Source organism: Halomonas sp. JS92-SW72 (genome assembly GCF_003547075.1).
Taxonomy (GTDB): domain Bacteria; phylum Pseudomonadota; class Gammaproteobacteria; order Pseudomonadales; family Halomonadaceae; genus Halomonas; species Halomonas alkalicola.
Genome location: NZ_CP032147.1, coordinates 3,914,574 through 3,929,825, shown reverse-complemented (window position 1 = coordinate 3,929,825; position 15,252 = coordinate 3,914,574). Strand labels below are relative to the sequence as shown.

General features: G+C 55.1%; 13 protein-coding genes and 1 pseudogene. 8 read left to right on the top strand and 6 right to left on the bottom strand.

The genetic code is table 11. The annotated features are described in order from the left end of the window. Positions 1–51: 51 nt before the first annotated feature. The 6 genes from D1793_RS18560 to D1793_RS18535 all read left to right on the top strand — a co-directional run bounded on the left by D1793_RS18560 (position 52) and on the right by D1793_RS18535 (position 8,113). Positions 52–1,020: a chromate resistance protein ChrB domain-containing protein gene (locus tag D1793_RS18560; RefSeq protein WP_240407721.1), complete on the top strand. Its 969-nt coding sequence runs from the start codon at positions 52–54 to the stop codon at positions 1,018–1,020. 358 nt (positions 1,021–1,378) lie between these two features. Beyond that, the gene (locus D1793_RS18555; RefSeq protein WP_119023429.1) at positions 1,379–2,602 is read left to right on the top strand and encodes an alkane 1-monooxygenase; all 1,224 of its coding nucleotides are present in this window, start codon (positions 1,379–1,381) and stop codon (positions 2,600–2,602) included. Between the two features lie 137 nt (positions 2,603–2,739). Further along, entirely contained in the window at positions 2,740–3,258 is a 519-nt protein-coding gene (locus tag D1793_RS20130; protein ID WP_011783984.1) for a rubredoxin, read from the top strand. Between the two features lie 51 nt (positions 3,259–3,309). Beyond that, positions 3,310–4,764 carry an aldehyde dehydrogenase family protein gene (locus D1793_RS18545; protein ID WP_103970577.1) on the top strand — a complete coding sequence of 485 codons (1,455 nt, stop codon included), beginning with the start codon at positions 3,310–3,312 and terminating at the stop codon, positions 4,762–4,764. Positions 4,765–4,791: 27 nt separating this feature from the next. Then, a complete protein-coding gene (locus D1793_RS18540) occupies positions 4,792–6,390 on the top strand; it encodes a choline dehydrogenase (RefSeq protein WP_103970576.1) in 1,599 nt (532 codons plus the stop codon). Positions 6,391–6,427: 37 nt separating this feature from the next. Continuing rightward, on the top strand, positions 6,428–8,113 hold the full coding sequence (locus D1793_RS18535) for a long-chain-fatty-acid--CoA ligase (protein WP_276111018.1): 1,686 nt from the start codon (positions 6,428–6,430) through the stop codon (positions 8,111–8,113). A 265-nt stretch (positions 8,114–8,378) separates the two neighbouring features. Here D1793_RS18535 and D1793_RS18530 read toward each other — a convergent pair whose 3' ends face one another. The 6 genes and pseudogenes from D1793_RS18530 to D1793_RS19735 all read right to left on the bottom strand — a co-directional run bounded on the left by D1793_RS18530 (position 8,379) and on the right by D1793_RS19735 (position 13,486). After that, a complete protein-coding gene (locus tag D1793_RS18530; RefSeq protein ID WP_119023427.1) occupies positions 8,379–8,831 on the bottom strand; it encodes a hypothetical protein in 453 nt (150 codons plus the stop codon). Continuing rightward, positions 8,828–10,405, bottom strand: a complete 1,578-nt coding sequence (locus D1793_RS18525; protein ID WP_205527578.1) for an ATP-binding protein — start codon at positions 10,403–10,405, stop codon at positions 8,828–8,830. The genes D1793_RS18530 and D1793_RS18525 overlap by 4 nt, the downstream gene beginning before the upstream one ends. Before the next feature lie 479 nt (positions 10,406–10,884). Next, positions 10,885–11,076, bottom strand: a pseudogene (locus D1793_RS18515) (IS21 family transposase); the annotation flags it as partial. 409 nt (positions 11,077–11,485) lie between these two features. Further along, the gene (locus D1793_RS18505; protein WP_119023424.1) at positions 11,486–12,757 is read right to left on the bottom strand and encodes a type II toxin-antitoxin system HipA family toxin; all 1,272 of its coding nucleotides are present in this window, start codon (positions 12,755–12,757) and stop codon (positions 11,486–11,488) included. Beyond that, the gene (locus D1793_RS18500) at positions 12,754–12,990 is read right to left on the bottom strand and encodes a helix-turn-helix domain-containing protein (protein WP_119023749.1); all 237 of its coding nucleotides are present in this window, start codon (positions 12,988–12,990) and stop codon (positions 12,754–12,756) included. Before D1793_RS18500 ends, D1793_RS18505 begins: the two co-directional genes overlap by 4 nt. A gap of 220 nt (positions 12,991–13,210) precedes the next feature. After that, on the bottom strand, positions 13,211–13,486 hold the full coding sequence (locus tag D1793_RS19735) for a hypothetical protein (protein WP_205527577.1): 276 nt from the start codon (positions 13,484–13,486) through the stop codon (positions 13,211–13,213). Positions 13,487–13,544: 58 nt separating this feature from the next. On the opposite strand from D1793_RS19735, the gene D1793_RS18490 reads away from it, so the two are divergent. After that, positions 13,545–13,784 carry a helix-turn-helix domain-containing protein gene (locus tag D1793_RS18490; protein ID WP_240407720.1) on the top strand — a complete coding sequence of 80 codons (240 nt, stop codon included), beginning with the start codon at positions 13,545–13,547 and terminating at the stop codon, positions 13,782–13,784. Positions 13,785–13,786: 2 nt separating this feature from the next. Beyond that, positions 13,787–15,091: a type II toxin-antitoxin system HipA family toxin gene (locus tag D1793_RS18485; protein ID WP_119023422.1), complete on the top strand. Its 1,305-nt coding sequence runs from the start codon at positions 13,787–13,789 to the stop codon at positions 15,089–15,091. The last annotated feature ends 161 nt before the right edge of the window (positions 15,092–15,252 follow it).

Here is a 15,252-nt window from a genome sequence, read left to right as displayed (position 1 = left end):
TTATGTAGAGCGTATAACACGCATGTTACGTGAACAACAAAGATGGATGACATGGTAGACGACGAAAGACGCTGGCTGATACTGGTCATGAGCCTGAGCGGGCGGGCCGGCAGCACGCGCATGCGGATCTGGCGAGCCTTGCGCAGCATGGGCGCGGCCGTCCTGCGTGACGGCGTCTATCTATTGCCGGCAAGCCCGGCACGACATCAGGCGCTGCAACACCAGGCCGATGCTATCCAGGCCTTGGAAGGGAAGACCCTGCTGCTCGAGGTAGGTGACACGAGCATGGAGACAAGGGAGGTGTTGCCATCCCTCTTCGACAGGGATTCGAACTATCAGGAGTTACTCGAGGCAGTCGCCCATTGGCAGCAGGAGTGCCCCAGCCTGGAGGAGCGTGAGGCGCAGCGCAGGCTTCTTCAGCTGCAGCGGCGCTTTCAAGCGATCGTCGAGATCGATTTCTTTCCAGGGGCAGCAAAAGAGCAAGCCGTCATGGCCCTGGCAGACGCCGAGGCGACCTACAACCGCAGCTTCGTCCCCGATGAGCCCAAGGCCACCCGGGGCGAGATTCCCCGTCTAGAGTGCAGCGAATTTCGCGGCCGACTATGGGCTACCCGTCGTCACCTCTGGGTGGATCGCGTGGCCTCGGCCTGGTTGATCCAGCGCTTCATCGACCCCGAGGCGCGTTTCCTGTGGATGGAAAGCCCCGAGCAGTGTCCGGCGGAGGCATTGGGGTTCGATTTCGACGGTGCCGCCTTCACCCACGTCGACGACAAGGTCACCTTCGAGGTATTGCTGGCGAGTTTCGGACTGGTGGCGGATGGTGCGCTGGTCAGACTCGGAGAACTGGTGCACTACTTGGACGTCGGAGGAGCGCCAGTGCCCGAGGCAGCTGGGCTGAAGCTGATGCTGAGCGGCGCCCGAGAGCGCTGCCCGGATGATGACGCCCTGCTTGCTCATATGAATGTTGTGTTGGACGACGTATATCTGGCCTTTAGCGGTGTAGCAGCCACCGCCCGGTGACCGTGGTGAACTCCGCCACCAGGCTCTCTCCTGCCCACGGCTCATTCGCGGCTGATCACAGAAAGCTCCCCTGAAGTTCCATCAGAAGAAGGTCAGGCCGACCTGGAACAGCCGCTCCACGTCGCGGATGCGGCGCTTGTCGATTCAATCAGCAGGATACGTCACCCTCTCGACTTCCCTCCATACACAAGACTTGAGCTTAACTCATGTCTAGTGCGAAAACTACCTATTCGAGTAGTTGCTCGATTTCCAGTTCTAGCAAATCCTGTAGGTGTGCACAACTAGCCCGTTCACCTGAGGAACTCGGTGTTCGCACATGTAGAAAAATGATGAATCTGATAACAATAAGGTGATCCTAATGTCAATTTCAGAAAATGTCTTAACAACAGAGTCTCTTCAGAAAGAGCCTGATGCCGAAAACTATGTGGACAGAAAACGCCACCTGTGGGTCCTTTCTGTGCTGTGGCCAGCGACGCCTCTTATTGGCCTTTATTTGGTATCCCAAACTGGATGGAGCATTTGGTACGGATTGGTGTTGATCCTTTGGTATGGCGCAGTTCCCTTGATTGATGCCATGTTTGGAGAGGATTTTTCCAACCCCCCCGAGTCGGCCGTGCCTCGGCTTGAACAGGATCGTTACTACCGGGTACTGACCTACTTGACGGTTCCTATTCACTATGCCGCCTTGGTTGTCAGTGCCTGGTGGGTATCCACGCAACCAATGAATGTTTTCGAGTTTCTGGCATTGGCCCTTTCCCTGGGAATCGTGAATGGTCTGGCCCTGAACACAGGCCACGAACTTGGCCATAAAAAAGAAACGTTTGACCGTTGGATGGCGAAGCTTGTCCTCGCCGTGGTCGGATATGGTCATTTCTTCATTGAGCACAATAAGGGGCATCACCGTGATGTGGCTACGCCGATGGACCCGGCGACATCCCGCATGGGTGAGTCCATTTACGCATTCTCACTGCGTGAAATTCCCGGTGCTTTCAAGCGGGCATGGGATTTAGAGGAACAGCGCCTCAGTCGTTGTGGAAAAAGTGTCTGGAGCCTGGAGAACGAAGTTCTTCAGCCTATGATTTTGACCGCTGTGCTTTATGCGGGATTGCTGGCGTTTTTTGGTCCCTTAATGCTGATCTTTTTGCCCATTCAAATGGCCTTTGGCTGGTGGCAGCTGACCAGCGCCAACTACATTGAGCATTACGGATTGCTGCGCGAGAAGATGTCGGATGGACGTTATGAGCGTCAACAACCGCACCACTCATGGAACTCAAACCATATTATGTCGAACCTGATTCTGTTTCATTTGCAACGACATTCCGACCATCACGCCCATCCTACAAGGTCCTATCAATCGCTTCGCGACTTCAAAGACCTGCCTTCCTTACCATCGGGATATCCCGGGATGTTCCTGGCCGCAATGTTTCCCTCATGGTTCCGCTCGATAATGGACCACCGGGTGCTGGATTGGGCTAAAGGAGATCTCGATAAGATTCAGATTCAACCCGGCAAGCGTGAATTCTATGAGCGTAAATTTGGTGGGACTGATTCTGAATCAGTCGATACCGCCGCGGCTAAATGATCGGCTAATCGGAACTTATATACCTCGTTTACTTTATTTACGTTGCAGAAAAAGAGCCTCTGACGTGCACCTGAAAGAGGGTGCGCGTCGGGCGCTACCAAAACAAAGACAATAATATCGTTTGAAAGGTGCTCTAAATGGCTAAATATCAATGCCCTGATTGTGGTTATGTATACGACGAAGTGGTTGGTGATCCGCACGAAGGCTTTCCTGCAGGAACGACCTGGGAAAAAATTCCTGAAGACTGGTCCTGTCCAGACTGTGCCGTCAGGGATAAGGTTGACTTCGTTGCGCTTCAAGAAGCGAACCCGGAACTTTCGGTGTCCGCAACCAATACAGCGGTCCGCCCTGCCAGCCAAGCTAAGACCGAGGGAGCATCGCAGAAAGCAACGGGCGCATCTACTCCTTCAGCTAAAAATAAAACAAAGCCCAAAGCGAAACCCAAGCCTAACTCTTCAAAATCGCCGAAAGACTCGACTCAAAAAGATACCTATCGGAAGTGGGTCTGCATCACTTGCGGCCATATCTACGATGAAGCTCTCGGAGATGAAGCCGAAGGCTTCCCTGCCGGCACTCGTTTTGAAGATATTCCAGACGATTGGTGCTGTCCGGACTGTGGTGCCACAAAAGAGGACTATGTCCTCTATGAAGACTAGTAATCCGATGGAAAATAACAACAGTCTCGTTCGGCAAGAGGTGATTTTATAATGCAGATTGCTAGTCTGGCGAAGGTTGGGCTGCCCAATGTGTCAACCAGCGATACGATTGATTCAACGTTCGCGGCCCTACAGCGGGCACAACTTGCGCGTCGAGGAAGTTTTACCTTGGAGGCTCGAATAGCGCAGCTCGACCAGCTGCGGGATTCAATTAAACGCTACGAATCAAACATCATTGCGGCTTGCGCGGCGGACTTTCGAAAACCCGCTCCAGAAGTCAAATTAACTGAACTCCTGCCGGTGCTTCAGGAAATTCGACACACTAAAAAACACTTGCGTAAATGGATGCGTCCGAAGCGAGTGGCTGCATCCGTTGGTGTTCTGGGCACGAAATCTTATGTTCGGCCAGAACCAAAGGGAGTGTGCCTGATTATTGCACCGTGGAATTATCCGCTCAATCTTGCGCTCGGACCTCTCGTCTCAGCGTTGGCTGCAGGGAACGGAGCCATCATTAAACCCTCGGAAATGACACCACATACCTCAAAGGTGATTGCCAACATTGTCGCCGAAACCTTCCCTCCCGATCTGGTTTCCGTGATTGAGGGTGATGCCAAGGTGGCACAGAAACTCTTGGCCTTACCCTTCGACCACATATTCTTCACTGGCAGCCCCGCGGTCGGCAAGCTGGTCATGGAGGCTGCCGCCAGGAACCTTACCTCGGTGACACTGGAGCTGGGGGGGAAATCCCCGACCATTGTAGGTCCAGATGCCAACATCAAAAAGGCTGCCAGATACATTGTCTGGGGGAAGTTTGCCAATAACGGCCAGACCTGCATCGCTCCGGACCATGTTTTTGTACACAGAAGTATCGCGAACCAATTCAATGACGCGCTTAAACAGCAAATCGGACGCACCTACGGAAAAACACCTGAAGCCCGGAAATTGACGGCTGACTATTGCCGGATTGTAAATGCCCGTCATTTTCAGCGCGTGTCAAACCTGATAGATGATGCCAAAAGCAAAGGCGCAAACGTCTTCGAAGGTGGTATTACAGATGCTGAAGAGAATTTTATTGCTCCGACGTTGATTTCAAATGTATCGAGCGACATGGATATTTCACGTGAGGAGTTATTCGGCCCGATCTTACCCGTTATTGAATTCGACGATATTGATCTGGTTATCAAGAAAATCAACGATAACCCTAAACCGCTTGCGCTTTACATATTCGACAAAAACGAGGCTTTTGCCACGGATATTATCGAGCGAACGAGCTCCGGCGCTGTAGGAGTCAACCTTACAGTGGTGCATTTTCTACATCCGGGCCTGCCGTTTGGTGGAGTTAATAATTCCGGGATAGGGGCGGCACACGGTGAATACGGTTTCCGCGCTTTTTCGCATGAAAAGGCGTTGATGGAGGATAAACATTCTCTTATGCATCTTCTTTTTCCACCCTATACAGCCTGGGTCCGGCGTCTTATAGAGGCTGCTGTTCGTATTCTGGGCTGAGTATAATCAAATAATAAGAGAGTTATTATGTACGATTACATTATTGTCGGTGCGGGATCGGCGGGCTGTGTATTGGCCAATCGGCTTACGGCGGACTCTTCAAAGCGAGTAGCGTTGCTAGAAGCGGGCCCAAAGGATAAAAATCCACTCATACATATGCCTATAGGTATAGCACTCCTTTCCAATAGTAAAAAGCTGAATTGGGCTCTTGAAACCGAACCTCAAGAACATCTGAAGGAGCGCCGCCTGTTTTGGCCTCGTGGGAAAACACTTGGCGGGTCCTCTTCTATCAACGCCATGGTCTATATCAGAGGTCACAAAGCCGATTATGACCACTGGGGTCAAGTTGCCGGGACAGACCTCTGGGGATGGGATCGCGCTTTAAAATTGTTTCGTCGACTGGAAGATAATAAACGTTTTGGCGCAGATTCTTACCATGGGGAGGGCGGTGAGCTCACCGTAAGTGAACTCAAATCAGTCAATCCGTTGAGTCGAGATTTTGTTCGAGCGGCACCTCATGTAGAGCTCCCGATAAACACGGACTTTAATGGAGAGACGCAAGAGGGATTGGGACTCTACCAGGTGACACAAAAAAATGGTCGCCGTTGGAGTTCAGCGCAGGCATTTCTGCGTGTCGCGGAGAACCGGCCTAATCTTGATGTGCTAACGGACGCGCGGGTAACCCGGGTGGTAATGGACGGTAAGCGGGCAGTCGGCGTGACACTGAACCAGGGGGGCGAATATCGCCAGCTCAGACTCAATAACGGCGGTGAAATCATATTGTCTGGTGGTGCGGTTCATTCACCACAACTACTTATGCTTTCGGGAATCGGTGATAGCGAAGAGCTCGGAAAACACGGGATCCCCCTTGTGCATCATCTTCCTGAAGTCGGCCAGAATCTGGTTGATCATTTGGATATTACGCTGATGCACGCGGCGAACTCACGTTTGCCTATTGGTGTTGCCCCCAGTTTCCTGTTTCGGGGGGTGGGTGCATTCTTCTCATATATCTTTGCGCGACGTGGATTTCTTACCAGTAATGTTGCCGAGTCCGGAGGCTTTGTTAAATCCGAACCCTCGCGCGAACGGCCCAATGTGCAATTCCACTTTTTGCCAACTTACCTGAAGGATCATGGGCGAAAAGTGATGGCCGGGTATGGGTACACCTTGCATATTTGCGATCTAATGCCCAGAAGCCGCGGTTTTATTGGGCTCAAAAGCCCTGACCCATTGGCCGACCCATTGATTCAGCCCAATTATCTCAGTAACCCCGAAGACATCAATACAATGATTTCGGCCGTTAAATTTGGACGGCGGATACTCGGGGCGCCGACGATGGCTTTACATAGTAAACGAGAAATTAAGCCCGGAAGCTCGGTGTCTTCGGACAGCCAGATTGCAGACTTTATCCGCGAAAATGCAGAGACAATCTACCATCCCGTAGGAACCTGTCGCATGGGCGCGGACCCGGATTCAGTCGTTGATCCGGAATTAAAAGTCAGAGGGATTGAAGGGCTAAGAGTTGTCGATGCCTCGATAATGCCCAGTTTGGTTGCCGGTAACACCAACGCACCCACCATGATGATTGCCGAAAATGCAGCCGACATCCTCTTGGGAAATGTTTAGGTTCAAACCCGGATTATGCCTTCTACATTGGACCTTAATGACGCCAGATACTCGCGTCAACCAACTACAAAAACGACAGGAGATAAACGTGCTTGGCCAAATGATGAACATGGAGCTCACCGTGAATTCCTTGATCGACCATGCTGCTCGCTACCATGGAGACGCTGAGATTGTGTCGATAGGAACGGATGGAAATCCCAGTCGATCTGACTGGGCAACTGTTTCGGAGCGGTCGCGACAACTTGCGTCAGCGCTTCGAACGGCAGGCTATGTCCAGGGGGATCGGTGCGCGACCATTTGTTGGAATAACGTGGGGCACCTGGAATGTTACTTTGGCATCTCTGGTGGCGGGATGGTGTGTCACACCATTAACCCGCGACTGTTTCCAGAACAACTCGTTTACGTTATCAACAATGCTCAAGACAAAGTCATATTCTTTGACAAAACGTTCCTTACCATTGTTTCAAATATCCGAGACCGACTGGAGACGGTTGAGAAATTTGTATTGATGTCCGAACCGGACGAAGAAATTGCAGCGCAATTTCCAGGCTTGTTGTTTTATGAAGAGTTTCTCCAGCGAGGAACGCCTAACGCGAATTGGCCTGAAATCGCCGAAAACCAGGCCTCAAGCCTCTGCTATACATCGGGCACCACCGGAAATCCCAAAGGGGTGCTCTATTCACACCGCTCCACCGTTCTGCACGCGCTGGTAGCTGCTCAACCCGACGCACTGAATTTATCGGCACGGGACGTGGTGATGCCGGTTGTTCCTATGTTTCACGTAAATGCGTGGGGGGTACCCTACATTACGGCGATGGTTGGAGCCAAACTGGTGTTGCCTGGTCCTGGCCTGGATGGGCAAAGTTTGGTCAAGCTGATCGATTCAGAAAGCGTAACGATTGCGCTGGGTGTGCCTACGATTTGGCAGGGACTTCTCTCGGCTTTGGACGAGCTTGGCTCCTCGGCACAGTCGCTTAAACGGACGGTGATAGGGGGTAGCGCTTGTCCGCCCTCAATGATGTCGGAGTTTCGTGGTAAGTATGGCGTAGAAGTTGTCCATGCATGGGGAATGACAGAAACATCACCGATCGGAACCGTCAACGCACTGCTGTCGAAACACAATACTCTTTCGGAGGAAGGAAGAAACAAAATCCGTGAAAGCCAGGGACGGCCTCCCTACGGGGTGCAGCTCAAAATTGTAGGAGAAGACGGTCATCAACTGCCCGAAGATGGCGTTGCTCAGGGAAATCTCCGCATCCGTGGTCATTGGGTGGTAGCCGATTACTTCGGTGTTGAACCAAATCAGACTCTTGAGGAAGACGGTTGGTTCGAGACAGGTGATGTTGCTTCGATCAATGATGATGGATTTATGACAATACGTGACCGCTCAAAAGATATTATTAAATCTGGTGGTGAATGGATATCTACAGTCGAATTGGAGGGAATCGCAATGGGCCATTCTGCCATCAATGAAGCTGCCGTGGTGGCGGCCTCCCATGATAAGTGGGATGAACGCCCAATCCTGTTGGCAGTAAAAATGCCCGACGCAAATATTACTGAGGAGGAACTTCTTACTCATTACCAGGGGAAAGTTGCCAAGTGGCAGATCCCGGATCGCGTGATTTTTGTGGAAGCATTGCCACGCAATGCCACTGGGAAAGTATTAAAAAACAAGCTGCGTTCTGAATATGGGAAAGTGTTAGTCAATCAACCGGCAAGCTAACTAGTATCAAATACTTGGCATTTGTATTACGCAAAATCATAGTTTTACTTAAAGCCAATTTGCATTAATACCTAAAAGGATAACAAAAAGATGAAACATAAAATAAATAGTAAAGTCTCGTGTAACTATTCAGCACCGGTTGGCTGAGTCGGGGCTTCTTGCTGCATGAAGGCTGGCACCTCCTGACCGATCAGTCAGACAGGACTGCCGCCTGACTTGCCGTACACAGGATTTGACAATAACTCGCTCATCCCGCATTGCTCGCTCACCACTCTTCTCGTCCCACATCTGGCATGGCCCGCCACTGCCGGAGTTCTTCAGAGTCGGCGGCATTTGGATCACACTGGGTCAGCAATTCATCCAGGGTATATGGGCGCTTCGAGACAGGCAGCGGTTTGTCTAGATGCGCCGCTTGCTCTGACACGGCCTTGCGCAGCCAAGCTATGACCTCTGCCTCTATCCGCTCGTTTTCTTCAGGGCTCGCCAAGACGACCTGATTACCCTGTCGCCGTAAAAAGAAGGCGGCAGGGATCGTGATGGCGTAGCCGCCACGTAGATAGGCCACGATATCGCCGCTGAGCTCCGGCAGATAAGCGCGGTCGCTTTGCAGGCACTCCAGAGCCTCGCGAAACGTTTCTACCGGCTCGGGGAAACGGTCGCGGAGATCGAAAACACGGTAGGCAAATATCATCCCAAGCGGATCGTGTGTCGTTGTCATGGCGGGCTCTCCGTCTCGGTATCAAACGCCACGATCTGCCGCTTCTCCCGGGAGAACTCCACCCCGATCAGGTGAATCGGCTTGCCGGTGGTGCGGTACTTGTCGGCATAACCGCGGGCCTGGATCTGTTCCAGCGCCTTGCCCTCGGGTAACTGCTCTACCACCTTGAATTCGAACAGGTAGAGGTGGCCGAAGGCTTCTACGGTCATGTCCACCCGACCGTGATGGCTGGCGTCTTCTACGGTGATGTCGAGTCCCAGTGCGGCGAAGTGGCTGTAAAAAACGCTGGCATAGTGGCCCTCGTACCTGGCGATCGGGTTGTTGCGGTACCAGTCGTGGGGCAGGCCAGCATAGAGGGCCTTGAGGTGGGCCTCTAGGCCTGCCAAGTCGTGTCGCTGAAGGATATCCAGTAGACTCAGTTGGTGGGTCTGGGCTTCGCTTTGGCTGATGCCAAGTACAGGCAGAAGTAGGTCGTTGAGACTGCTCTCGACCTCCCGGTTCGGGAAGCCCAGCGTGTAAAGCTTGAATCCCAGCATGGGCTCCAGAACGTCTTTGATGGTGATATATCCGGTCTGGAACAGCAATCCCTCGGTAGTGATGTCGTCGACGTCAAAGCGCCCAAGCAGCTGAGCCTTGGCCTGCAGTCTATCCAACTGAGGCGTGAAGACCCCTCGACGCTGGAGGATATCCACCAGAAACGTTGGCGTGGCGCTCTCGAACCAGTAAGGCCCGAATTCACGTTTCTGAAGCAGCAACAGCACGTCGAAGGGGTTGTAGACGGAGGTCATTTCCGGTCCACCCCAGCGATAGCCATTGTACCAGCGGCGGATCTCGTCTCGATCCAGCCCCGGTAACTCCGGAGCGAAGACCCTATCGATATCGTCGTCGGTATATCCGCAGATCGTGTTGAAAGGGGTGTCCAGGGTGATATCGTTAAGGTTGTTGAGCCCCGAAAACAGACTGACCTTGCTGAACTTGGAGACACCGGTGATCAGCACCAGGTGCAGGTGCGGGTCAGCGTCCTTGATGACGCTGTAGAGATTCTTCAGCCCCTCACGTAGCTCGCGCGCTTTTTCGGGCACCAGCAGGTTGTCGAGGATTGGCTTGTCATACTCATCGATCAGCAACACAACCGGTTGGCCCGTTGCCTGGTGCGCCAGCTCCAACAGGTCCGAGAACTCACCGGGAATATCTGTCTTGGGAGTGGTGGGCAGGTCAAGGTACTCGCGGCTCTTGCGCAGTTGGTGACGAATGCGCTCATCGAGTTCCTCGCGGGTCCGCATCACACCGCTGCCAAAGCTGAGGCGGATGACAGGATGGGTCTGCTGCCAGTCCCAGCGGTCATGAAGGTAGAGCCCCTTGAACAGTGCCTGTCGCCCCTCGAACAGACAGCGCAGGGTGTCGAGCAGCAGACTCTTGCCGAAGCGTCGCGGGCGGGAGAGGAAGTAGTACTTGTTCTGCTGGACCAGGCGCTCGATCACCGGGGTCTTGTCGACATAGTAGTAGCCCCCGTCGATGATCTCGGAGAAGGTCTGGATCCCTATGGGCAAGCGTTTCTTCCCGGTGACGGACAAGGCAACCTCCTGCGAGTCCTGCGAGCGAGAATGGTAAGTGGCGATGATGGGGAGCATAGCATGCGAGGCCGAGTGGTACGCCGATGCCTGGTGAGCGGGATCTACGCACCGGCCCCGGCGGGCCGATGAATGCCAGGTTCTCGTGGTCATGGAGGAAGGCGAAGTCCAGCAGGGTGTAGGTCTGGCGCTGGGTGATGGTGGTCTGGTGCCGATAGTCGAATCCCTCCAGCCGCTTGTCGCTGGGGAAGCCGGCATGTCGACGGTATAGGTCGATGCGCTTCGCGTTGCGGGTCTGGCGCTCGTGCTTGGCCAGCAGGTTGGCAAAGGCCAGCTAGGAGACCTCGTTGGCCTCGGCCTGGGCCAGCAGCTCGGAGAGGTCGCTGGCGATGGCGCTGTGGCGCAGGCTGCGGTAGCGCCCGGTAGTCGGCTCAACCTGCCCCATGGGTCACCTCCTGCTGGCCGTTGGAGCGGTCAAGTAGGGCGTGCCCGTAGAAGCGCTGGTTCACCTCTAGCTCGCGGAACTGCTCGCCGATCACCACCATCTTGGTCTGGTCGTAGACGCACTCCTTGGGCAGGCCGCCGACGTAGCGGCATACGTAGACCTCGTCGTGCAGTCGGATGAAGGTGACGGTATCGAGCGGTGACAGGCTGAGACCCACGTAGGTCAATTTGTGTTGTGAGCGCTGGATTTGAGCAATTCTTAGCAAAAATCCGCGTAAACCCTCGCCCACTCGGGCGGGGATACAAGCGGGCAGCGCGATAGCGCTGCTGGGTTTGCGGTATGGGGCCCGGTGGCATAAGCTGTATATACACCCAGTTTTGGCGCTTCTCTCGACAGATCGTTGACGATAACCAAGCGGTGATCGTCGAGACGCTGAACCTGGCTTGCCACACATAACACGACCGGGACATCAACGCGGCGCTGAACATCAAGCAGCAAGGCATCATCCAGTTGAAGGCGGAAGGGCTGTCCGTCTCTGCCCATGGAGGCTTGCGTAAGTCCGGCGCATCGCCGGCTGCTGCCTGAGAAGTGGGAAGCCTCGCCCGCCAGGGCGGGGAGCAGTCACTGCCTTTGGAGGGCTACCAGCGCTGCGCCTTGTTGCATTGCGACTGAATGTGCTGGCGTTGCTGCTGAAGCCTTACCCAGCCATGTTCGCTCAGCCCTGCATCGCTCAAGGCCTGCCGTAGTTCATCGGCCACCAGCAATTCCTGCAGCCTGGCGGCGAGCGAGAGTATCTCGCGACGCACGAAGGGATAACTGAAGCGACACTCCTTGGCGAAGGTTTGCCAGTCGCGGGGCAGCAGTTGCTGAGAATTGAACTGATCGCCGACCGAGAAAGCCAGGTCGCGGTGGTAGCCCAGCATCAGGGTACCTACCAGGTCGTAGGCGGGGGCGATGTGCCATTGACCTCGCTCGTTCTGTAGGAGCGATAGGTTCTTCGCATGACCATCGGTGTTGCCGACCAAGACATTGAAAATTTGCCAGCGCAGCAGGTGCTGGATCGAGGCGGCACTGGGGCGACAGGCTTGTCGGGCCGTGGCGATGCACCGCCCGAAATGCGGGCCGTCGGGCACTTGGTATTTCTCGATTCGCGAGAGCCCCATGGCCTGACAGAAGTCTTCCTGATGAATGCGGCGCAGCCCCTGGGTGCCGATACCGATTCTGTCGTAGCGTTCCACCAGCAGGTAGGCATGGCCTTCCGCCTGGCCCAGTGTCGTGGTGGGGCAGGCCAGTCCGGCGAGGCGTGCTAGCGTGTTGAGAAAAAGTTCGTTCAAGACGATCAGTTCGCGGCCTTCCAGGGCGAACTTGAGAATATGCGAGGAGGGGGTGCCTCCCCGCGGTAGTTTGAGTTCGCCGTTGTCGAGCACTACCGGAATTTTATCCTGCGCACCTGCCAATGAGAGGCGTGGGGGAGGGGCATTGCTTTCGGAGCCCATCAGCGAGTAGCGCTCGCGGTTGGCAGCCCATCGCGCGAGTTTGTCCAGCGCCAGCGGTGTCGTTTCCCATTGGGTGGCTGGCTGCTGCTCGGGCGGAAGAAGGGTGAGTGCGCCGGCGCAGTCGCCACCGATGGCTGCCAGTAGTGCGAAATCGTCGTCGGGGATGGCAAGCCGCTTGAGCAGCGCCATACGGGCTTGCTCTTCGGGTAGCAGGTTGCCGAACCAGCGATGGGCCGTTTGTTCTTCGGGTAGCCAGGTGCGCTTTTCCAGAGGCAGGCTGTTGGAAATGGCGTGGCCGGTGGCTTGCCATTCGCTGTCGTACTCGAAGCCGATTAGGCGCTCGCCGCTACCTCGCCACAGTGTGCCGACCAGGCGATGTTCACGCCAAACGTTCAGAGTATCGTGTCGGCTCATGTGGCGTCTGTCTCGGGCGGTTCGGCGGTCAGTTCTATTCCCAGGGCATCGAGCACCAGCAGCACTCGCACTAGGCTGCAGGTTTCCCGGCCGTTCTCCAATTCGCTGAGAAAACGTATGCTCAACCCGCACAGGCCTGCCAGCGTTTCGAGTGTTAGGTTCTGCTGCTTTCGCGTCTGTCGGATCAGTCGGCCAAGGGTGGCGGTATCGTGAATTGGGGTGCCGGGGCGCATGGAAAGCTCCAATAGTTTTCCCTTTAGGGAAAATTAAGAATCTTCGATGCTGGTGTCAATGAAATTATCCCTATTGGGAAAATTTCTTCTGGCTGGTCGAAGCAGGACGCTTTATATCCCGCCAGGGAAAAAAATGGCGCTAGGTGAGGATCGGCTACGTTACCGACAGGCATGCGAGGCGAGCCGGGCGGGATGGAGGGGTGCTTCAGGTTGCCGGCGGTTAGCCAAGGATGCCGAGCCCGGTGCTCAACTTGGCTTCGACGGCCTGGCCGATGGACAGCAGGCGCGCCTTTTGCCAGGGGCTGGACAGTACTTGCAGATAGAGGAGCATGCCGGCGGCATCGCGACCGACCGGCAGGGTAAGCTTTTCGTGTCGCCTGGGGGCAGTTTTTCGTGTCGCCTGATACAAGTAGAGGCGTCTGGCAGAGAGGGTGATGGTCAGGTAATGTCCTCGCAGTGTATCCTCTTGCGCGGATAATTTGCTATTATCCCCCATGAGGGATAATTCTTATTCATCCGATGTGGGGGGTAATGTGAAAATCACGTCACCTGACATGCTGGCTCACTCCCTGAAAAGTGCCCGGCGTCAGCTGCAGCTCACACAGCAACAAGCCGCGAAGCAGGTCGGTATCAAACAGGCGACGATATCCGCTTTCGAGAACCATCCTGAGAAGAGCCGAATAGAAACGCTTTTCAAGCTACTTGCCGTGCTGGAACTTGAACTGCATCTTACACCGCGTAACCAGGCAGAAGGAGCGGCGGACAAGAGTCAGAACTGGGATCAGGAGTGGTAGCCATGCCGAACCTGGTCGTTGCAATGAATGGTATTGAAGTGGGCGTTTTGACACTTGCCCGCTCAGGGGCGATGACGTTTCGCTATCTTCCGGAGTGGTTCAACAGAGCCGGCGCGCGCGCCATTTCTCTATCGATGCCGCTGACCCTGTCGGAATATCGTGGTGAGGTCGTCTACAACTTCTTCGATAATCTCTTGCCCGACTCTGAAGATATTCGGGCGAGGATGCAGGTGCGCTTCCAGCTTGCCACTCGGCATCCTTTCGATCTGCTGGCCAGCATCGGCCGAGACTGCATCGGGGCAATCCAGCTGTATCCCGAGAGCAGCATGCTGGAAAGTGTGCGGCAGGTAACCGCAGAGCCTGTGAGCGACCAGGATATCGAGGGGTTGCTGATAGGATACCGTGAAGCGCCGCTTGGAATGAGCCAGCAGAGCGAGTTCAGGATCTCGCTAGCGGGAGCCCAGGAAAAGACGGCGCTGCTCTGGTACGAGGGCAGGTGGCAGCGCCCCAGTGGCAGCACGCCAACCAGCCATATTCTCAAGCTGCCGATCGGCTTTCTGGAACACAGCAATATCGATCTTCGCCAGAGTGGCGAAAATGAGTGGCTTTGTCTTCAGATATTGGCGGCCTTCGGGCTGCCTGTCGCGAAGGCGGCGCTGGCCACATTCGGTACCCAGACGGTTCTGGTAGTCGAGAGGTTTGATCGGCGCTGGTCCGGGCGGGGTGACTGGCTGATGCGATTACCACAGGAGGACTTCTGCCAGGCTCTTGGGGTGGCACCGGCGTTGAAGTACGAAAGCGATGGCGGTCCCGGTATTGCTGATGCCATGCGTTTGCTGCTTGGTTCTCAGGAAGCGGGTAATGATCGCAAACGATTCTTCTATACTCAGATGCTGTTCTGGCTGCTCGCGGCTATCGATGGCCATGCCAAGAACTTCAGCCTGTTTCTCGAACCGGGCAGTGCCTATCGCATGACGCCCCTTTACGACGTGATTTCCGCCTATCCACTGATGGCCCATGGCAGCCTGCCTCGGGAGAGAGCCACGATGGCCATGGCACTGAAGGGCAAGAGCAGGCACTACCGCTGGGCGAGGATTGAGCCACGACACTTCTTCTCTTCGGCAGCGCAGGTCGGCTTTCCCCAGGAGCGCGTGCGTGAGCTGATGCAAGACATTGCTGCGCGCGCGGAGGGCATCGTAGAAGACCTGGCTGGTCGCTTGCCCCCGGAGTTTCCCTCATCGACCTGCGAACCGATCTTCACGGGCGTACTGGCGCAGGCAGAGAGGCTCGGAGCCAGCCTAGCCTAGCCATGCACCAACGCGTGACATGTTCATCCCGGCTTATTCATGAGGCCGACCCTCGTGCAACGACTCTGTCCGTGTCGAGTTGAGCGGCCACCGCACCACCAGTGACAGCGCTGCTCTGTTGCTGCGTGAAGCCCTCGACAGCAGCAGCGCGACCGCGGCGC